This window comes from uncultured Modestobacter sp. (assembly GCF_947486615.1).
Taxonomy (GTDB): Bacteria; Actinomycetota; Actinomycetes; order Mycobacteriales; family Geodermatophilaceae; genus Modestobacter.
This window is the reverse complement of the sequence record NZ_CANKUD010000006.1, coordinates 20,433-39,244: the sequence shown is the minus strand read 5'-3', so window position 1 is coordinate 39,244 and position 18,812 is coordinate 20,433. Positions and strand designations below refer to the sequence as shown.

General features: G+C 72.9%; 17 protein-coding genes and 2 tRNA genes. 11 read left to right on the top strand and 8 right to left on the bottom strand.

Going from position 1 to position 18,812, the window contains the following annotated elements; genetic code table 11:
- Positions 1-104: 104 nt before the first annotated feature.
- The 3 genes from Q1A09_RS12630 to Q1A09_RS12620 form a co-directional block, all read right to left on the bottom strand.
- Positions 105-176 (bottom strand) — tRNA-Val (locus tag Q1A09_RS12630).
- A gap of 34 nt (positions 177-210) precedes the next feature.
- Positions 211-678 (bottom strand): peroxiredoxin, encoded by a 468-nt coding sequence (locus Q1A09_RS12625; RefSeq protein ID WP_299955405.1) that lies wholly within the window; start codon positions 676-678, stop codon positions 211-213.
- Between the two features lie 98 nt (positions 679-776).
- On the bottom strand, positions 777-1,202 hold the full coding sequence (locus Q1A09_RS12620; protein WP_026845370.1) for a DUF3052 domain-containing protein: 426 nt from the start codon (positions 1,200-1,202) through the stop codon (positions 777-779).
- Positions 1,203-1,572: 370 nt separating this feature from the next.
- Between Q1A09_RS12620 and aceE the strand changes: the two genes are divergently transcribed.
- Complete coding sequence (gene aceE / locus Q1A09_RS12615; protein WP_299955399.1) at positions 1,573-4,377, top strand: pyruvate dehydrogenase (acetyl-transferring), homodimeric type; 2,805 nt, start codon at positions 1,573-1,575, stop codon at positions 4,375-4,377.
- A 244-nt stretch (positions 4,378-4,621) separates the two neighbouring features.
- Here aceE and Q1A09_RS12610 read toward each other — a convergent pair whose 3' ends face one another.
- Together Q1A09_RS12610 and Q1A09_RS12605 are read right to left on the bottom strand one after the other, a co-directional pair.
- Positions 4,622-5,836 carry a M20 family metallopeptidase gene (locus Q1A09_RS12610; protein WP_299955397.1) on the bottom strand — a complete coding sequence of 405 codons (1,215 nt, stop codon included), beginning with the start codon at positions 5,834-5,836 and terminating at the stop codon, positions 4,622-4,624.
- A 39-nt stretch (positions 5,837-5,875) separates the two neighbouring features.
- The gene (locus Q1A09_RS12605) at positions 5,876-6,412 is read right to left on the bottom strand and encodes a pirin family protein (protein WP_299955395.1); all 537 of its coding nucleotides are present in this window, start codon (positions 6,410-6,412) and stop codon (positions 5,876-5,878) included.
- Between the two features lie 166 nt (positions 6,413-6,578).
- Here Q1A09_RS12605 and Q1A09_RS12600 point away from each other — a divergent pair, with 166 nt between their 5' ends.
- The 8 genes from Q1A09_RS12600 to Q1A09_RS12565 all read left to right on the top strand — a co-directional run bounded on the left by Q1A09_RS12600 (position 6,579) and on the right by Q1A09_RS12565 (position 14,954).
- Positions 6,579-7,769: a CdaR family transcriptional regulator gene (locus Q1A09_RS12600; RefSeq protein ID WP_299955393.1), complete on the top strand. Its 1,191-nt coding sequence runs from the start codon at positions 6,579-6,581 to the stop codon at positions 7,767-7,769.
- Positions 7,770-7,908: 139 nt separating this feature from the next.
- Entirely contained in the window at positions 7,909-9,111 is a 1,203-nt protein-coding gene (locus Q1A09_RS12595) for an acyltransferase domain-containing protein (protein ID WP_299955392.1), read from the top strand.
- A complete protein-coding gene (locus tag Q1A09_RS12590) occupies positions 9,108-10,076 on the top strand; it encodes a beta-ketoacyl-ACP synthase III (protein ID WP_299955390.1) in 969 nt (322 codons plus the stop codon). Before Q1A09_RS12595 ends, Q1A09_RS12590 begins: the two co-directional genes overlap by 4 nt.
- Before the next feature lie 89 nt (positions 10,077-10,165).
- Positions 10,166-10,408, top strand: a complete 243-nt coding sequence (locus Q1A09_RS12585) for an acyl carrier protein (RefSeq protein ID WP_299955388.1) — start codon at positions 10,166-10,168, stop codon at positions 10,406-10,408.
- Positions 10,409-10,517: 109 nt separating this feature from the next.
- Complete coding sequence (locus tag Q1A09_RS12580) at positions 10,518-11,759, top strand: beta-ketoacyl synthase (RefSeq protein ID WP_299955386.1); 1,242 nt, start codon at positions 10,518-10,520, stop codon at positions 11,757-11,759.
- 91 nt (positions 11,760-11,850) lie between these two features.
- On the top strand, positions 11,851-13,266 hold the full coding sequence (locus tag Q1A09_RS12575; protein WP_299955384.1) for an acyl-CoA carboxylase subunit beta: 1,416 nt from the start codon (positions 11,851-11,853) through the stop codon (positions 13,264-13,266).
- Between the two features lie 605 nt (positions 13,267-13,871).
- Positions 13,872-14,417, top strand: a complete 546-nt coding sequence (locus Q1A09_RS12570) for a hypothetical protein (protein WP_299955382.1) — start codon at positions 13,872-13,874, stop codon at positions 14,415-14,417.
- Positions 14,418-14,441: 24 nt separating this feature from the next.
- Positions 14,442-14,954, top strand: a complete 513-nt coding sequence (locus Q1A09_RS12565) for a hypothetical protein (protein WP_299955380.1) — start codon at positions 14,442-14,444, stop codon at positions 14,952-14,954.
- A 227-nt stretch (positions 14,955-15,181) separates the two neighbouring features.
- Here the strand turns inward: Q1A09_RS12565 and Q1A09_RS12560 are convergent, their stop codons facing one another.
- Positions 15,182-15,316, bottom strand: a complete 135-nt coding sequence (locus Q1A09_RS12560; RefSeq protein WP_299955379.1) for a hypothetical protein — start codon at positions 15,314-15,316, stop codon at positions 15,182-15,184.
- Between the two features lie 178 nt (positions 15,317-15,494).
- Complete coding sequence (locus Q1A09_RS12555) at positions 15,495-15,962, bottom strand: DUF3145 domain-containing protein (protein ID WP_299955818.1); 468 nt, start codon at positions 15,960-15,962, stop codon at positions 15,495-15,497.
- A gap of 327 nt (positions 15,963-16,289) precedes the next feature.
- On the opposite strand from Q1A09_RS12555, the gene Q1A09_RS12550 reads away from it, so the two are divergent.
- Positions 16,290-17,750, top strand: a complete 1,461-nt coding sequence (locus Q1A09_RS12550; protein WP_299955378.1) for an arylsulfotransferase family protein — start codon at positions 16,290-16,292, stop codon at positions 17,748-17,750.
- Positions 17,751-17,775: 25 nt separating this feature from the next.
- Positions 17,776-17,852, top strand: a tRNA-Ile gene (locus tag Q1A09_RS12545).
- A gap of 4 nt (positions 17,853-17,856) precedes the next feature.
- On the opposite strand, the gene Q1A09_RS12540 is transcribed toward Q1A09_RS12545, so the two are convergent.
- Positions 17,857-18,765, bottom strand: a complete 909-nt coding sequence (locus Q1A09_RS12540) for a GNAT family N-acetyltransferase (RefSeq protein WP_299955377.1) — start codon at positions 18,763-18,765, stop codon at positions 17,857-17,859.
- Positions 18,766-18,812 lie beyond the last annotated feature (47 nt).

Genomic DNA, 18,812 nt, shown 5'->3' with positions numbered 1-18,812 from the left:
CGGGACGACGGCTGGAGGCGCATGGCGTGGTGATCGACGCGGTGCGGACGCCGGCTGAGCTGGGGCCACCCCTCCGGGTGAACCGGCGCGGGGCGGCGGCGGGGTGGGCGCGGAGGGGTTCGAACCCCCGACCACTCGCTTGTAAGGCGAGCGCTCTACCGCTGAGCTACGCGCCCGTCGGCCCCGTCCCGAGGAGGACGGGGGTGTGCATCAGGCCGCCGTGGCCAGCTGCGCGACGGCGTCCTTCCAGCCCGACTGCGGCCTCGGGTCGCCGACCTCGTTCACCTCGGTGAACACGACGGTGCCCGCGGCGTCGACCAGGAACGTGCCGCGCAGCGGCATCCCGGCCCGCTCGTTGAACACCCCGTAGGCCTGGGCGGCCGCCCCGTGCGGCCAGAAGTCCGACAGCAGCGGGAAGGTGAGCCCCTGGGCCTCGCGGAAGGCCTTGAGGCTGAAGGTCGGGTCGGTGGAGATCGCCACCACCTGCACTCCGGCGTCGGTGTAGGTGGTCAGCTCGTCGCGCAGCTGGCAGAGCTCGCCGGTGCAGGTGCCGGAGAAGGCGAACGGGAAGAACACCACCAGCACCGGGGCACCCCGCAGCCCGGACAGCGAGACGACCTGCTTGTCCTGGTCGCGGAGGCTGAACTCAGGCGCGGTGTCACCGACGGAGACGGTCATCCCCCGATGGTGCCGCACCCACGACGGGCAGCACCCTCCGGCCCCCTCGCAGGGGCCCGCGCCGAGCTTGCGAGGCGTGGGGGCGAGGGGGTCCTTGTTCAGCGGCGGGAGCGGGCGGCCTTCGGGGTGACCAGCCGGATCCCCGACCAGTCCTTGGCCGCGGAGATGCTGGAGGTCTGCTGCAGCCCGGCGGTGGGGGCGGCCTCGGTGACGTCACCGGGCTCCACGTGGCCGGGGCGCCCGGACTTGGGCACGAGCAGCCAGACCACACCGTCCTCGGCAAGGGAGGCGATGGAGTCGACGAGGGCGTCGATCAGGTCGCCGTCCTCCTCGCGCCACCACAGCAGGACGACGTCGGCCACCTCGTCGGAGTCCTCGTCGACCATCTCACCACCGGACAGCTCGACGACCGAGTCACGCAGGTCCTCGTCGGCGTCCTCGTCCCAGCCGAGCTCCTGCACGACCATGCCCGGCTTGATCCCCAGCCGGGCAGCCATGCTGGTGCTCCCCGAGTCGACGCTCATCCCTGCTGTTCCTCCGTGTGCTCGTCTGCCCGGTCTGCTCGGGCGGTGCGGTGTGCGGTGCCCCGTCGCGGTGTGCGGCGGGGCGTTGGCTCTGGGGGGATGGTGCCTTGTCCCGGGCCGTCCTGCCCGCCCGGGACCCCCCAGCCACCCGTTCCGTGGGGTGACGGAGGCCCTGCGGAGCCCGTCCCCCGGCTCGGCCGGCGTTCCGGGTCGACCACCACCGGGGCCACCGTTGGAGCGGAGCGTAGGCCATGGAGGACCACGCGCAAGGCCCCGCGACGAGGTCGGTGGGCGGGCCGTCGTCCCGTCTGGCAGGACGCGACACGGGGCAGACGTGACGTACGCCGCCCCGGCAGGAGACGATGGGGGCATGAGCGCACCGCAGCAGTCGGACGGAGACCCCGCCCGCACCATCGGCACCCCCCGCGCGGTCATCACCGATGGGCGGGCCAGCCAACTCCCCGACACCGACCCGGACGAGACCCAGGAGTGGATCGAGTCGCTCGACGCGGTCGTCGACCACGCCGGTCGCAACCGGGCCCGCTACCTCATGCTCCGGATGCTCGAGCGCAGCCGTGAGCAGCAGGTCGGCGTCCCCGCGCTCCGCAGCACCGACTACATCAACACGATCTCCCCGGAGCAGGAGCCGTGGTTCCCCGGCGACCTGGAGGCGGAGCGGAAGATCCGCCACGCCATCCGCTGGAACGCCGCGATCATGGTGCACCGGGCGCAGCGGCCGGGGATCGGCGTCGGCGGCCACATCTCCTCCTACGCGTCGTCCGCGATGCTGTACGAGGTCGGCTTCAACCACTTCTTCCGCGGCAAGGACCACCCCGGCGGCGGGGACCAGATCTACTTCCAGGGCCACGCCTCCCCCGGCATCTACGCCCGCGCCTTCCTCGAGGGCCGGCTGACCGAACACCAGCTCGACGGGTTCCGCCAGGAGGTCAGCCACCCCGGCGGCGGGCTGTCGTCCTACCCGCACCCCCGGCTGATGCCGGACTTCTGGGAGTTCCCCACCGTCTCGATGGGCCTCGGCCCGATGAACGCGATCTACCAGGCGCGGTTCAACCGCTACCTGCACAACCGCGGTATCGCCGACACCGCCGACCAGCACGTGTGGGCCTTCCTCGGCGACGGCGAGACCGACGAGCCGGAGTCGCTGGGCCCGATCGGCCTGGCCGCGCGTGAGGAGCTGGACAACCTCACCTTCGTCATCAACTGCAACCTGCAGCGCCTGGACGGCCCGGTCCGCGGCAACGGCAAGGTCATCCAGGAGCTGGAGTCCTTCTTCCGCGGCGCCGGCTGGAACGTCATCAAGGTGATCTGGGGCCACGGCTGGGACAAGCTGCTGGCCGCCGACCGCGACGGCGCGCTGGTCAACCTGATGAACAGCACCCCGGACGGCGACTACCAGACCTACAAGGCCGAGGACGGCGCCTTCGTCCGCGAGCACTTCTTCGGCCGTGACCCGCGCACCCGCAAGCTGGTCGAGGGCATGTCGGACCAGGAGGTCTGGGACCTCGCCCGTGGCGGGCACGACTACCGCAAGGTCTACGCCGCCTACAAGGCCGCGATGGACCACAAGGGCCAGCCCACGGTCATCCTCGCCAAGACGATCAAGGGCTGGACGCTGGGCAGCCACTTCGAGGGCCGCAACTCCACGCACCAGATGAAGAAGCTGACCGCCGAGGACATCGTGGGCTTCCGCGACCGGCTGGAGATCCCGATCCCGGACGAGCAGCTGGACAAGACGCTGCCGCCCTACTACAAGCCCGACCCGGACTCCCCCGAGATGCAGTACATGCTCGAGCGGCGTCGTCAGCTGGGTGGGGCGGTGCCCCGCCGCCGGTCGGAGCACAAGCCGCTCAAGGCCCCGGAAGACAAGGCCTTCGACGTCCTCAAGCGCGGCTCGGGCAAGCAGGAGGTGGCCACCACGATGGCCTTCGTCCGGCTGCTCAAGGAGCTGATGAAGGACAAGGAGCTGGCTCCGCGGTTCGTGCCGATCATCCCCGACGAGGCCCGCACCTTCGGGATGGACTCGCTCTTCCCGAGCATCAAGATCTACAACCCGCACGGGCAGAACTACACGTCGGTCGACCGCGAGCTCATGCTGGCCTACAAGGAGTCCGAGCAGGGCCAGATCCTGCACGAGGGGATCAACGAGGCCGGCTCCACGGCCTCCTTCATCGCCGCGGGCAGCTCCTACGCCACGCACGGCGAGGCGATGATCCCGATCTACATCTTCTACTCGATGTTCGGGTTCCAGCGCACCGCCGACTCCATCTGGGCGGCCGCCGACCAGATGACCCGGGGCTTCCTGCTCGGCGCCACCGCCGGCCGCACCACGCTGAACGGCGAGGGCCTGCAGCACGAGGACGGGCACTCGCTGCTGCTGGCGGCGACCAACCCCGCCGTCGTCACCTACGACCCCGCGTTCTCCTTCGAGGTCGGGGCCATCACCAGGGACGCCCTGGCGCGGATGTACGGCAACGACCCGGGCGCCCCGCTCGGTGGGCACCGCGACCCGAACGTCATGTACTACCTGACGATCTACAACGAGCCCTACCGGCAGCCGGCCGAGCCCGAGGACCTGGACGTCGCCTCACTGCTGGCCGGCATGTACCGCTACGCCGAGGGCCCCGACGTGAAGGGCCCCAAGGCGCAGGTGCTGGCCTCGGGTGTCGCCGTGCCGTGGGCGCTGCGCGCCCAGGAGCTGCTGGCCAACGACTGGGGGGTGTCGGCCGACGTGTGGTCGGTGACCTCGTGGACCGAGCTGCGCCGCGAGGCGCTCGAGGCCGACGAGTGGAACCTGCTGCACCCGGCCGAGGAGCCGAAGGTCCCCTTCGTCACCCAGAAGCTCTCCGGCGTCGAGGGCCCGATCGTCGCGGTGTCGGACTGGATGAAGGCCGTCCCCGACCTCATCGCGCCCTTCGTCCCCGGTGGGATGGCCAGCCTGGGCACCGACGGGTTCGGGCTCTCCGACACCCGCCCGGCGCTGCGGCGGCACTTCCACGTCGACGCCGAGGCGATCGTCGTCCGCACGCTGGCCTCGCTGGCGCAGCGCGGTGAGATCGACCGCGACGTCGTCCGGCAGGCCCTGGAGAAGTACCAGGAGCGCGACGAGCAGGCCGCGCCCGCCGAGGAGCGCACGGACGACCACCCGGCCACCTGACCGCAGGTCGTGGACACGAACGGCCCGTCTCCCCTCGGGGAGGCGGGCCGTTCCGTCGTCCGCCCCGGACCAGGCGGAGCCGCACCGGGGTTGAGCCGCGTCAGGGTTGAGCCGCGTCGGGCAGGGTGGGGCCGCGTGCGACCGCGGCTCCACCCCGACCCGAGCGGGTCGACCCGGTCAGCCGGCGAGGACGACCCAGGTCAGGCGGGGGTCGACCCAGGTCAGCCGGGGGGGGCGAGCCCGGTCAGCCGGCGAGGGCGGTGAGGGCCATCTGGGCGTACATCGCGACGCCGGCCGGGAAGGACGCCTCGTCGAAGACGACCAGGTTGGAGTGGTTGCCCGGCGCGGTGGCCGGGTCGAGGTCGGGCGGGCAGGCGCCGAGGAACGCCATCGCGCCGGGCACCCGCTCCAGGACGTAGGAGAAGTCCTCGGCGCCCATCAGCGGCCACTCCATGACGGCGCTGGCGTCCTCGCCCAGCAGTGCGGCGGCGGTGGCGGTGACCTGCGCGGCGACGCCGGCGTCGTTCACGGTGACCGGGTAGCCCTCGACCCGCTCGAACTCGCCCCGCAGCTCGTGGGCGGCGGCGACGTGCTCCCCCACCCGCTGCACCGAGGCCACCATGTCGGCCCGGCGCTCCGCGGACAGGGTGCGGATCGTGCCGTGCACCAGCGCGGTCTCCGGGATGATGTTGTCGGTCCGGCCGGCCTCCAGGTGCCCGACGGTGACGACGGCGGGGTCGAAGACGTCGACGCGGCGGGTCACCATCGACTGCAGCGCCAGGATGACCTCCGCGGCGACCGGCACCGGGTCGGCGGCCATGTGCGGGGTGGAGGCGTGCCCGCCCCGGCCGTGCAGGGTGATCCGGAACTGGTCGGCCGAGGCCATCATCGGGCCGGGCCGCACGTTGATCGTGCCGGTGGGGAACATCGTGGTGATGTGCAGCGCGAACGCGCCGCTGACCGGAGCCTCCGGGACGACGTCCAGCAGCCCTTCCTCGAGCATGAACCGGGCGCCGTGGAAGCCCTCCTCACCGGGCTGGAACATGAACACGACCTGCCCGGCGAGGGAGTCGCGGCGCGCGGACAGCAGCCGGGCGGCGCCGGCGAGCATCGCGACGTGGGTGTCGTGGCCGCAGGCGTGCATCACGCCGGGCACCTCGGAGGCGAAGTCCAGGCCGGTGTCCTCGGCCACGGGCAGGGCGTCCATGTCCCCGCGCAGCAGGTAGGTCGGGCCGGGGCGGGCGCCGCGCAGCACCCCGACCACCGAGCTGGTGGTGGTGCCGGTGCTGACCTCGATCGGCAGGTCGGCCAGCGCCTCCAGGACCATCGCCTGGGTGGTGGGCAGCTGCAGCCCGATCTCGGGGTGGCGGTGCAGCCGGCGGCGCAGGTCGACGGTGAAGGCGGCGTCGGCGGTGGCGGCGGCGAGCAGGTCAGCGGCAACGGATGCGTCGGCGGGCATGCGGCTCAGTCTGTAGCAGTGCTCACGATCGTGGAAGGGTCACTCGGCCCACGCCGGGCGGGCGGCGTCCAGCTGCCAGACGAGCACGGTCGCGGCGTCCGCCACCGGCCCCTCCCCCGGCGTGGCGGTCACCTCGCCGTCCCGCAGCACCACCCGCAGGCCGGGCGGGACGTCGTCGGCGTCGTCGGAGGAGCCGACCCACAGCCGGGCGTCGGCGCGGCCCAGGTCGACCCAGCCGCGGGGTCGCAGCAGCGCGTCGTGCGCCGGCTGTGCACCCGGCTCCGCCGACCGCAGGTAGGTCTGCAGCACGTGCGCGCCGTCGGCACCCGCGACCTCGTCGTGCTCCAGGCCCCGCCCGGCACGCAGCACCGCGACGTCCCCCGGGCCGAGCACGGCCTCGCGGCCCCAGGCGTGCCGCAGCGACCCGGCCAGCACGACCGCGACCACGTCGACGGCGGCGTGCGCGTGCCGCCCGTACCCCGCGCCGCCGTCCAGCCGGTCGTCGGCCAGCCGCAGCAGCGGGCCCAGCGAGCCGTCGGCAGGGTCCAGCAGCACCCGGGAGTCGAGTCCGGTCATGCGGCCATCGTCCCCGACCGGGGGCGCGATGCCGCCCGACCGGGGGTGCGATGCCGCCCGACCGCCGGGTCGACGCCACCCGCACCGGGACGGCGGAGGTACCCGGACGGGCGGTGCGCCCGGCGCCGCGACCCCCGACGCGCCGGCGTCATGACACGCTGGAGCGGTGGAGGACGCAGCGGCAGCCCGGGGGGCCACGCACCCCTCGGAAGCGACGCTGCGCCGGCTCGAGCGGGCTTCCGGTGCGCTGGCCACCCAGGCGGTGGCCCGGATGGACGACGAGCTGAGCTGGTTCCGCTCCATGCCGGCGGCCCAGCGCTCCTGGGTCACCCTCGTCGCGCAGGCCGGCATCGCCTCCCTGGTCGAGTGGTGCCGCAACCCCGGCCGGCCGCCGCGGCTGACCGGCGAGGTGTTCGGCGCCGCCCCCCGCGAGCTGATGCACGCCGTGCCGCTCAAGCGCTCGGTCGACCTGATCAAGGTGACCGTGGAGGTCGTCGAGGACCGGGTCGACCAGGTCGCCGAGCCCGGGGACGCCGAGCGGCTGCGGATCACCGTGCTGCAGTTCAGCCGGGAGATCGCCTTCGCCGCGGCGCACGTCTACGCCAGCTTCGCCGAGAACCGCGGCGCCTGGGACGCGCGGCTGGAGGCGCTGGTCGTCGACGCCCTGGTGCGCGGTGACCGCTCCGACGAGCTCCCCGGCCGGGCGGCGGCGCTGGGCTGGACGGAGACCGAGCCGGTCGCCGTCCTGGTCGGCTCGGCGCCGCCGGGGGCGGAGGACTCCCGGGCCGCGGTCCGCCGGGCGGCCCGGTCACTGGGCTGCGAGGTGCTGGTCGGGGTGCACGCCGACGAGCTGGTCGTCGTCCTCGGCGGCGCGACCGACCTCGCCGCGGTCACCAGCCGGGTGTGCCGCGAGTTCGGCCCCGGGCCGGTCGTCCTCGGCCCGCGGGTGGACTCCCTCGCTCATGCCGGGGAGTCCGCGGCCACCGCGCTGGCCGGGCTGCGCGCCGCGCCCGCCTGGCCCGACGCTCCCCGCCCGGTCGAGTCCGAGGACCTGCTGCCCGAACGCGCTCTGGACGGCGACCCGCTGGCCCGCACCGCGCTGGCCGAACGGGTCGCGCTCCGACTGCAGGGCGCCGGCGGTGAGGTGCTGGAGACGGTGCGCGCGGTGCTCGGCAACGGCGGCAACCTGGAGGCCACCGCCCGCGCGCTGTTCGTGCACACCAACACCGTGCGGTACCGGCTGAAGCGGGCCGGCGAGCTCACCGGCTACTCCGCCACCGACCCGCGCGGGGCGTGGACGCTGCAGGTCGCGCTGGCCCTGGCCCAGCTGGAGGGTGACCGCTCGCTCTGGCACTGAGTTGTGCCCTCCCCCACCGACACGCGGGCCCGACCCGGCTTGCGCGTCTCCCTCTTGTAGGGATCCTCCAAGACACCGGTGTGGTTCTTCGTCGGGCATCCCACCCCTGCCGAGCCCACGTTGCTGGCACGGTGAACGGGTGCTGGCCGTACTCGCCCCCGGACAGGGTGCTCAGAAGCCCGGGATGCTCACCGATTGGCTCGACCTGCCCGGAGCGGAGTCGTTCTTCCGCTGGGCCGGGGCGATCGCCGACGCCGACCTGCTGACCCTGGGCACCACCGGCGACGCCGAGGCCATCAAGGACACCGCGGTGACCCAGCCGCTGGTCGTCGCGATGAGCCTGTTCATCGCCCGCGAGCTGGGCGGCATGCCCGGCCCGGTGGTCCACTCCCCGCACGCCGGCCGGGACGTCGTCATCACCGGGCACAGCGTCGGCGAGCTGACCGCGGCCGCGCTGGCCGGCGTCCTCTCCGTCGAGGCGGCGATCGCGCTGACCGCGGTCCGCGGCCGGGCGATGGCCCGCTCCTGCGCCCAGACGCCGACCGGCATGTCCGCCGTCCTGGGCGGCGACGAGGCCGAGGTGCTGGCCGCGATCGAGCGGCACGGCCTGGTGCCGGCCAACCGCAACGGCGGCGGCCAGATCGTGGCCGCAGGCTCGCTGGACGGCCTGGCCGCGCTCAAGGCCGACCCGCCCGCGAAGGCCCGGATCATGCCGCTGTCGGTGGCCGGCGCCTTCCACACCCGGTACATGGCCAGCGCCCGCGAGGAGCTCGAGGCGCTGGTCGGCGGTCTGCGCCCGGCCGACCCGAGCCGGCTGCTGCTGTCCAACGCCGACGGCGCGGCCGTCAGCAGCGGTGCCGAGGTCGTCTCCCGGCTGGTCAGCCAGGTGACCAGCCCGGTGCGCTTCGACGCGTGCCTGGCCACCCTGCGGGACCTGGGCGTCACCGCCGTCCTCGAGCTGCCGCCGGCCGGCGCGCTGGCCGGCCTGGCCAAGCGGGAGTGGAAGGGCGCCGGCATCGAGGTGCTGGCCCTGACCGGCCCGGCCGAGCTGGACCGCGCCCGCGAGCTCATCGCCGCCGAGCGCGGCCGCGCGGAGGCCGAGCACTCCCCCGACTGGCGGGTGGTGGTCTCCCCGGTGCGCGGCACCGTCAGCCCGGCCGACGTCGCCGAGGGCACCCGGTTGCCCGCCGGCAGCCCGCTGGGGTCCATCCGCAGCCGGCGCGAAGAGGTCAACGTCTCGGCCGGCTACGACGGCGTCCTCGCCGAGTGGCTGGTGCACGAGGGGGACCTGGTCGACGCCGGGGACCCGATCGCCCGTCTCTACCCGGAGGTGTCCCAGTGAGCACGATCGAGCTGCAGGAAGGCACGCCCGGCGCGCGGATCCTCGGCCTGGGCGCCTATCGCCCGCGCCGCCGGGTCACCAACGACGAGCTCGCCCAGGTGATGGACACCAACGACGAGTGGATCCAGAGCCGGGTCGGCATCGCCGAGCGCCGCTGGGCCTCCGAGGACGAGACCCTCGTCGAGATGGCCGTCGCCGCCGGCGGCAAGGCGCTCGCGGCCAGCGGCCTGGCCCCCGACGAGGTCGACCTGGTGATCCTGGCCAGCGCCAGCCTCCAGGCCCCCATCCCGGGCATCGGCCCGCAGGTGGCGCACCGCCTCGGCATCCCCCGGCCGGGCGCCTTCGACCTGAACGCCGGTTGCGCCGGGTTCTGCTACGCCCTCGGCGTGGCCAACGACGCCATCCGCAGCGGCTCCTCGCGCAACGCGCTGGTGGTCGGGGTCGAGCGGCTGACCGACGTCACCGACCAGACCGACCGCGGCACCGCGGTGATCTTCGCCGACGGGGCGGGGGCCGCCGTGATCGGCGCGTCCGACGAGCCCGGCATCGGCCCGGTCGCCTGGGGCTCGGACGGCGACCAGTACAGCGCCATCGAGATCGCCGCCGGTCGCTCCACGATGACGATGGCCGGCCAGGCGGTCTACCGCTGGGCCACCACCAAGCTCACCGCCACGCTGGAGGAGGCGATGGCGAAGGCCGGCGTCACCGCCGCCGACATCGACGTCTTCGCCCCGCACCAGGCCAACCTGCGCATCGTCGAGTCGATGACCAAGAAGCTCGGCTTCGGTCCCGACACCGCGATCGCCCGCGACATCGTGCAGTCGGGCAACACCTCGGCCGCCTCCGTCCCGCTGGCGCTGACCGCGCTGATGGAGTCCGGCGAGGCCAAGTCCGGCGACCTGGCCCTGGTACTCGGCTACGGCGCCGGGCTCACCTTCGCCGGTCAGGTGATCCGGCTGCCCTGAGGGGCACACCAACTGCCGGGACACCCGTCCCGGACGACGACGGCGGACCGCACCCGGGCCGCCGCCACCAGCCAGAGAGAGGACCCCGCGTGCCCAGCACCGCAGACATCCAGGCCGGTCTCGCCGAGATCCTGGAGGAGGTCGCCGGCGTCACCCCCGCCGACGCCACCCCGGAGAAGTCCTTCACCGAGGACCTCGACGTCGACTCGCTGTCGATGGTCGAGATCGCCACCGCCGTCGAGGACAAGTTCGGCGTCGCGATCCCGGACGACGAGCTCGCCAACATCAAGACCGTCGGCGACGCCATGTCCTACATCGAGAAGAACCAGTAGGAGGACCACCCTTCCCCCCACGCCTCGCAGGCTCGGCGCGGGCCCCTGAAGGGTGGCCGAAGCACCGCACCAGGCCGTCCGGCCAGACAGTCCCAGGAAGGAACGTCCCATGAGCACGCCCACAGCCGACGTCGTCGTCACCGGGCTCGGCGCCACCACGCCCCTCGGTGGTGACGTGGCCTCCACCTGGGAGGCACTGCTGGCCGGCCGGTCCGGGGTGAGCCGCCTCACCGACGACTGGGTCAAGGAGTTCCCCGCCCAGCTCGTCGCCCGGCTCACCAGCGAGCCGGCCGAGACCCTCGACCGGGTCCGCACCCGGCGCCTCGACCGCAGCCAGCAGGTCGCCGTCGTCGCCGCCGAGGAGGCCTGGCGCGACGCGGCCGGGGCCGACTCCGGTGTCGCCCCCGAGCGGATCGCCGTCGTCTTCGGCACCGGCATCGGCGGCGCGCTCACCCTGCTCGGCCAGGACGACATCCTGGAGGAGAAGGGCCCCAAGCGGGTCTCCCCCTTCACCATCCCGATGCTCATGCCCAACGGTCCGGCCGCCGCGGTCGGGCTGGCCGTCGGCGCCCGCGCCGGCGTGCACGCCCCGGTCAGCGCCTGTGCCTCCGGCGCCGAGGCCATCCGCTGGGGCCTGGACCTGCTGCGCCTGGGCCGCGCCGACATGGTCGTGGTCGGTGGCACCGAGGCCTGCGTGCACCCGCTGCCGATGGCCGGGTTCGCCGCGATGCGCGCGATGAGCACCCGCAACGACGAGCCCGAGCGCGCCTCCCGCCCGTTCGACAAGGGCCGCGACGGCTTCGTGCTCGGCGAGGGCGCCGCGGCGCTGGTGCTGGAGCGCGCCGACGCCGCCCAGGCCCGCGGCGCCACGATCTACGCCCGCCTCGCCGGCGCGGCCGGCACCTCCGACGGCTACGACCTCGTCGCGCCGCACCCGGAGGGCGAGGGCGCCGCCCGGGCGATCGGCGCCGCCATCCGGGACGCCGGGCTGACCCCCGCCGACATCGGCCACGTCAACGCGCACGCCACGTCGACGCCGCTGGGCGACACCGCCGAGGCCACCGCCATCCGGGACGCGATCGGCGACCACACCCTGGTCACGGCCACGAAGAGCCAGACCGGCCACCTGCTCGGCGCCGCCGGGGCCCTGGAGTCGGTGTTCGCGATCCTGGCGCTGCGCGACCAGATCGTGCCGGCCACGGCGAACCTCGACGACCTGGACGACAACCCGGCCGTCCATGCGCTGGACATCGTCCGCCGCGAGCCGCGGAAGGCGACCTTCTCCGCGGCGCTGAACGACTCGTTCGGCTTCGGCGGCCACAACATGGCCCTGGTCTTCACGACGGTCTGATGAAGGACCCCGTTGCCCCCCATCACTCGCAGGCTCGCGGCGGGCCCCTGCAACGGGGCCGGCACCGCTCGAACGCTCTGAGGAGCTGCTCATGACCACCGTGCACGCCGCACCGGCGCCGGCCACCACCGTCGACCCCCGCGACCCCGAGGACCGGCTGGCCCGGTTCTTCGACCCCGGCTCGATGCAGACGCTGGCGGCCCGGGACACCTCAGGTGTGCTGGCCGCCCGCGGCACCGTGGCCGGCTCGCCCACGATCGCCTACTGCACCGACGCCACGATCATGGGCGGCGCGATGGGCGTCGACGGCTGCCGGCACATCGTCGACGCCATCGACACCGCACTGCGCGAGCGGGTGCCGGTCGTCGGCATCTGGCACTCCGGCGGTGCCCGGCTGGCCGAGGGCGTCACCGCCCTGCACGCGGTCGGTGAGGTGTTCGCCGCCATGGTGCGGGCCTCCGGGCGGGTGCCGCAGGTCTCCGTCGTGCTCGGCGCGGCCGCCGGTGGCGCCGCCTACGGCCCGGCGCTCACCGACCTGGTGGTCATGGGGCCGGCCGGGCGGGTCTTCGTCACCGGCCCGGACGTCGTCCGCTCGGTGACCGGCGAGGTCGTGGACCAGGAGCAGCTCGGTGGCCCGGACACCCACGGACGGCGCTCCGGCGTCGTGCACGTGGTCACCGACACCGAAGCCGAGGCGCTGGAGACCGCGCGCACCGCGGTCGACCTGCTGGCCGCCCAGGGCACGTTCGCCCCGGCCGCCGACGAGCCGGCCGTCGACCTGATGGCGCTGCTGCCCGAGCAGCGCAACCGGGCCTACGACGTCAAGCCCGTGGTGGCCTCGCTGCTGGACGGGCCGGGGCTGGAGCTGCACCCGCGGTTCGCCCCCAACGTGGTCACCACGCTGGGCCGGCTGGCCGGGCGCACCGTCGGGGTCATCGCGAACAACCCGCTGCGGCTGGGCGGCTGCCTGGACTCCGCCTCGGCGGAGAAGGCGGCCCGGTTCGTGCGGATGTGCGACGCCTTCGGGGTGCCGCTGGTCGTGCTGGTCGACGTCCCCGGCTACCTGCCCGGCGTCGGCCAGGAGTGGGACGGCGTGGTGCGCCGCGGCGCGAAGCTGCTGCACGCCTTCGCCGAGGCGGTGGTGCCGCGGGTGACGCTGGTGACCCGCAAGTCCTACGGCGGCGCCTACATCGCGATGAACGCCCGCTCGCTGGGCGCGACCGCGGTGTTCGCCTGGCCGGGTGCCGAGGTCGCCGTCATGGGCGCGAAGGCCGCGGTCGGCATCCTGCACCGCAAGAAGCTCGCCGCCGCCCCGCCCGGGGAGCGCGAGGCGCTGCACGCCCAGCTGGCCGCCGAGCACGAGCTGATCGCCGGTGGGGTCAACCGGGCGCGGGAGATCGGCGTCGTCGACGACGTCGTGGACCCCGCGCAGACCAAGCGCCGGCTGGTGGCGGCGCTGGCCGAGGCGCCGTCCGGGCGCGGGGCGCACGGCAACATCCCGCTGTAGTCCGACGAGCACGACAGCGGCCCGGCACCTCGCGGAGGTGCCGGGCCGTTGTCATTTGCGGGGCGTCCTCAGCAGCGCGCGGGACGTCGGTCCCGGTCCCGCCGCGAGAGCAGCGGGGTCCTGCGTCGCACGACCTGGTCCAGCCGATCGGGTCGACCTCCCTCGCCTCAGACGGCACGGGGCGGCGCCGAGAGCGCCACGCTCGCCGGCACCTGGGCCGGCTGTGCCGGGCTCCGGGAACTGCCGTCCCCGGTGGCCCCGGGCAGCCTGCGGCACCCCTTCGTCGCCGACGCCCGGGTAATACGATTTGTGATCGGCGAGCTACAGCCTGTTATCAGCTTGGACTGTGTCCTGTCAAGGAATTCCGCAGGGCGAGGGCCTTGAAAACGATCCCAATGCGGTGGCGTATGACCCGGTCATTCAAGACTGAGAGAGATTGTCCGGCCCATCTGTGCCGACGCGAAAAGACTCGCCACAAGTGCTGGCCACCCACCCTCCCTCATGCAATGCTCTGACGCAGCCCGACGCCGCATCACGAGTTCGCCGACTCAGCCGGCGCCGCATTCTGCAATGAAGGTGGGTTGACCATGAATGCAATGCGGCAAGTGGCCGCGACCACGGTTCTCGCATTCGCCGGCGGCTGTCTCCTTGTCGCCTGCACGGGGGAAGCGGCCGTGCAAGCAGATCCGTCGGAGAACGGATCTCCGTCAGCCACGCCCCCCTCCAACCCCGGGGGGGAACCGACCACCGACACGGGGAACGACCCGACCACCTCCTCGGCTCCGTTGATCAACCCGGTTGACTACTGGGAAGAGAACCCGGACAAAGCCCCGCCTCATCTGGCGGGGGCCGAGCTCCTGGTCAACGAGAAGTTGACAGGTCCGGCCAGCCTGACACTGCCAGAAGAGACGTCGAACTCCGGAACGCTGATCCTCTCTCTGACGTGTGCGGAGCCAGCGAGATATCGAGTGCAACTCATTGATGAAAATGCGGTCCCCGGGGCTTACACCGGCGCGGATGACTGCAGCGGCGGCGCTGTCGTCAGTTATGAGACACCTCCCATCGAGAAGACAGCCGTCCCCACCGAACTGACGACGGACATTCCAGCCGGCATTGAATACTTCGTGACTGTCTACGGAGTTCCCAGGTGATTACCACGACAAAGGATGGAAGAGATGAGCCGCAAGGGTAAGTCCGCTCTGACCGCGCTGTGCGCAGCTGCCGCGATCGTTCTCGGGGGGGCGACACCGGCCATGGCCGCCCCGATGTCCACCCAGGCGTGCTCCGCGCCGGGAACGCAGACCCAGACCACCCAGAGGGGCATCCACATCTCCAAGGGCGCCTACCGCGCCTACGGACAGGGTGGGGGCACGATCACCATCACCAAGGGGCAGACCACCACCACCACCGGCACTCTGCAGACCACGGCATCGGTCGAAGCCGGTGTCATCTTCTCGAAGGTGAGCGCGTCCGTCGGAGTGTCGGTCGCCTTGAGCAAGGCCGTCACGACCACCGCTGGCTACAGCTGGACCGTCCCGGGGACGGGCCAGGGTTGGGTCGAGATGGGCAGCTACGGCTACCAGATCCACTGGGAGAAGGGGCACTACAACAGCCCATGCACCTGGGTGAAGACCTCCCAGGGAGATCTGTCGGGGACCACCAGCAGCCCGGACTTCATCCACAGCTGAGCGACTGCGATCCCCCGCCCGGGTCGGAGGCCGTGGGATGAGGGAGATCTCCCACCACAGGGACCAGGTGCGCTACCCACCCCGCTGAGCTCACCGGAGCTGGAGGGCGGAGCTCGCCCCCTCCGTCCATGACATCGATCAGCGCTCAACCGGATGCCCAGTGTCTGACACCCAGACACTGGGCATCCGGTCATCATCTCCCAGCGGCTCGAACCGCTTGCAGAGGTTCACCAGGCCATCCCGCAGCGGTACAACACGCCCTCGACGACCTGACGGTGAGCCCGGTACAGCATCGCTCGGCCGTTCGCCGACGGCATCAACGACTCGATCAAGGCCCAGCGGCGATCACTGATCTCGGACATGAGCGTGACCCCACCAGGATCGCCCACCTGTCAGCCGCGCGTCTTGGAGACACAGTCCGATCATGCGGCCACGCCTGCGGCCCGGAACCCCCGTGAGGGTGCCGGGCCGTGTCGTTCGCGGGGCGTCCTCAGCAGCGTGAGGGACACCGGCCCCGCTGCGAGACAGCGGGGTCCTACGTCAGACGACCTGGTGCAGCCAGGTGACGGGGGTGGCGTCGCCGGCGTGGCGGTAGGCCTCGAGGTCGGCGTCCCAGGCGGCGCCCAGGAGCTGGTCGACCCCGTGCCGGAAGGCCTCGACCGAGCTGGCGGTGGCCGCGAGGTGGCGCAGCTGCTGCTCGGTGATGATCAGGTCGCCGTTGGCGCTGACCGGCGAGCGGTGCACGCCGTGGCCGGGCACGTAGGACATGCGCTCGCCGTCGTTGCCGTGGCTGGCCTCTTCGGTGACCTCGAAGCGCAGCATCGGCCACTGCTTGAGGGCAGCGACGAGCTTGGCCCCGGTGCCGGGCGCGCCCGTCCAGGCGACCTCGGCACGGTAGGACCCGTGCGTCACGGGCTGTTCGGCCCACGACAAAGACACCGGCGCGCCGACGACGCGCTCGAGCGCCCATTCGACATGCTGGCAGAGCGCCTTCGGGCACGCATGCACGAAGACGACACCCTGGGTTGACCGTCGCTGCACGGCGCACCTCCATCGACTCGACTGGTTCGTCTTCCCCAACGGACCTGTCGCGCGATGCTGCGGTCGTACCTCGGCGGCTCTCAGAGCAACCGAGCAAGAGTTTGCCGGATCGTGACCCGATCGCGCCAGCCCGAGTCGGTGCAGATGAGACGGATGTGACGGGATGCGTCCAACGAGGCGGATGATCTAGCAGGTCAGAGCGCTAACCGCCGCGACACGTGGACGATTCTGCCGACGATCGTCCACCGTGTCGCCCGGATGCCCGCTGCGCCGTCCGGTGAGAAGCTCCCGACCATGCGACGTCCTCGCGGCCGGCTGGTCGGCCTGCTGACCCTAGCCTGCCTGGGCGCCCTGATGACCGGTTGCGGCAGCGCGGACGAGGCGGCCGCACCACCCCCGGTCGAGGGCCTGACCTACCTGAGCCGGCCCGACCTCACGCCGCCCGACCTGGACGTCACGTGGTCGGTGTCGCCCCGGACGCCGGACGGCACGGTCGTCGTCCTGGGACCGAAGGGTGAGGACGCACCGCTCACCGGTGCGCTGCTCGTGGACGACGCCGGCGAGCCGATCTGGGTGCGCCCGACCGAGGGCCGGGTCTACGACGTCCGGGTGCAGGAGCTCGACGGCGAGCCAGTGCTGACCTGGTGGCGGGGCACCAGCCCGAGCGTCGGCCTGGGCGCCGGCGAGTTCGTCGTCGTCGACGACTCCTACCGGGAGATCGCCACCATCACGACCGGCGGGGACATCGATCCGGGACAGGCCGACTTCCACGAGGGCCGGCTCACCCCGGCGGGCACCGCGCTGATCACCGCCTACGTCAAGGAGCCGGCCGACCTCACCCCGGTCGGCGGGCCGGCGGACGGCTGGGTGTGGGAGGGCGTCGTCCAGGAGGTGGACGTCGCCACCGGCGAGGTGCTGCTCACCTGGCGGTCGCTGGACCACGTGCCGCTGGAGGAGACCAAGAGCGAGCTTCCGGAGGACGGCGGCACGGAGGAGCAGCCGTTCGACTACTTCCACGTCAACTCGGTCGCCGAGGACGCCGACGGGTCGCTGCTGGTGTCGGCGCGCAACACCTGGGCCGTGTACGACATCGACCGCACCACCGGCGAGGTCCAGTGGACGCTGGGTGGCGAGGCCAGCGACTTCTCCCTCGGTGCGGGTGTCGAGTTCGCCTGGCAGCACGACGCCCAGCGTCAGGCCGACGGCACGCTGACGCTGTTCGACAACCAGTCCGAGCCCGACATCGGCCCGACCTCACGTGGCCTGCGCCTGACACTGGACGAGGCCACCCGGACGGCGACGCTGGTGACCGAGTACCTGCCCCCGGACCCCGACCGGCTCGCCGGCAGCCAGGGCAACCTCGAGCAACTGCCGGACGGGAACGTGCTGATCGGCTGGGGCTCGCGGCCGTTCTACTCGGAGTTCACCGCCGACGGCACCCTGCTCTACGACGTCGCCCTGGGCAGCGGCGACAACTACCGCGCCTCGCGGGCTCCCTGGACCGGCGCCCCGGCCGACCCGCCGGACGCGGTGCTGGCCGACGGGTCGGTGCACGTCAGCTGGAACGGGGCGACCGAGGTGGCGTCCTGGCGACTGGTCACCGGGGACGACGAGGCGAGCGCGACGCCCGGGCAGCCCGTCGCCCGCGACGGCTTCGAGACGCAACTGCCGGTGGACGGCGACCCGGCGTACCTGGCGGTGGAGGCGCTGGACGCCGATGGCGCCGTGCTGGGCAGCACCGTGCTGGGCGACTGAGGTCGACCGCTAGCGTGATCGCCCTGGGGCGGTAGCTCAGCCGGTCAGAGCATGGGACTCATAATCCCTGGGTCGTGGGTTCGAGCCCCACCCGCCCCACCAGGCCTCATCGCATGGTCACTGGCCCCGCGGATGCGCCGCTCTCCTCGAGCGCGGCCGCACCGAGCAGCTGTGTCAAGACTCCGACGTACCGGCCGTCCGCCAGGTCGAGCCGTCGCAACTCGTCGGCGGAGACCCAACGAAGTTCGTCGTGTTCGTCAGGACTGCGGTTCACCGGCCGGCCCGACCAGCCGTGCACGTGCCAGATCCCGAGCTGGACGCCGTCCTCCGTCAGCCGGGCGACCGGCTCTGTCTCCAGCTCGGTGACCGTCACACCGAGCTCTTCCCACAGCTCTCGGCGGAGTGCGTCGAGCTCGTCCTCGCCGTCCTCGACGTGGCCACCGGGCAGGTCCCACACGTCGGGGTACCAGCGCCGGCCGGGCGCCCGGTGTGCCAGCAGCACGCGCCCGTCGCGGACGAGTGCGCCGCAGACGACGTGGTGCGCCAGGCGCACGGCCAGCGACATCCGGGGCAACGAACGGTCCGGCACGGCCGTGCTCGCGGACTCCCCGATCCGTACGGCCCCCAGGCGCCGGTAGAAGGCCTCGGCGTGCGGGTCGGCGTCCAGTTCGAGGCTGAGCCAGCCGCGCGCCCGGGCACCGTCCAGTGCGTCGGTCAGCAGCAGCCGGCCGACACCCGTGCCGATGGACCCCGGGTCGACGAACAGGTCGGCCAGCTCGCCGCGCACCGGGTCGTCGGTGGAGACGACTCGAGAGAACCCGAGCAGACGACCGTCGCGCTCGGCGAGGCGGACCGTGACGCCGTCGCAGTCGGCGGGCTCGACGGTGAGCTCGGCCCGGCAGGCGGCCAGGAAGTCGGGCGGGTAGCCCCAGTGGCCCTTGCTGCGCAGCGCCAGCTCACTGAGCAACGGCGCCTCCTCCGGCCTGGCCGGTCGCAGGGCGATCTCCGTGAGCACCGGCCGAGCCTGTCACGCCCAGCAACGGCTCCGGTGGGCAGAGCCGA

Excerpts from the sequence above, each read along its gene's own strand:
- Q1A09_RS12575 (WP_299955384.1), top strand. The coding sequence starts at position 11,851 with ATGACCACCGTGCACGCCGCACCGGCGCCGGCCACCACCGTCGACCCC.
- Q1A09_RS12550 (WP_299955378.1), top strand. The coding sequence starts at position 16,290 with ATGCGACGTCCTCGCGGCCGGCTGGTCGGCCTGCTGACCCTAGCCTGC.
- Q1A09_RS12610 (WP_299955397.1), bottom strand. The coding sequence starts at position 5,836 with ATGCCCGCCGACGCATCCGTTGCCGCTGACCTGCTCGCCGCCGCCACC.
- Q1A09_RS12625 (WP_299955405.1), bottom strand. The coding sequence starts at position 678 with ATGACCGTCTCCGTCGGTGACACCGCGCCTGAGTTCAGCCTCCGCGAC.
- Q1A09_RS12580 (WP_299955386.1), top strand. The coding sequence starts at position 10,518 with ATGAGCACGCCCACAGCCGACGTCGTCGTCACCGGGCTCGGCGCCACC.
- aceE (WP_299955399.1), top strand. The coding sequence starts at position 1,573 with ATGAGCGCACCGCAGCAGTCGGACGGAGACCCCGCCCGCACCATCGGC.
- Q1A09_RS12560 (WP_299955379.1), bottom strand. The coding sequence starts at position 15,316 with ATGTCCGAGATCAGTGATCGCCGCTGGGCCTTGATCGAGTCGTTGATG.
- Q1A09_RS12565 (WP_299955380.1), top strand. The coding sequence starts at position 14,442 with ATGAGCCGCAAGGGTAAGTCCGCTCTGACCGCGCTGTGCGCAGCTGCC.
- Q1A09_RS12620 (WP_026845370.1), bottom strand. The coding sequence starts at position 1,202 with ATGAGCGTCGACTCGGGGAGCACCAGCATGGCTGCCCGGCTGGGGATC.
- Q1A09_RS12605 (WP_299955395.1), bottom strand. The coding sequence starts at position 6,412 with ATGACCGGACTCGACTCCCGGGTGCTGCTGGACCCTGCCGACGGCTCG.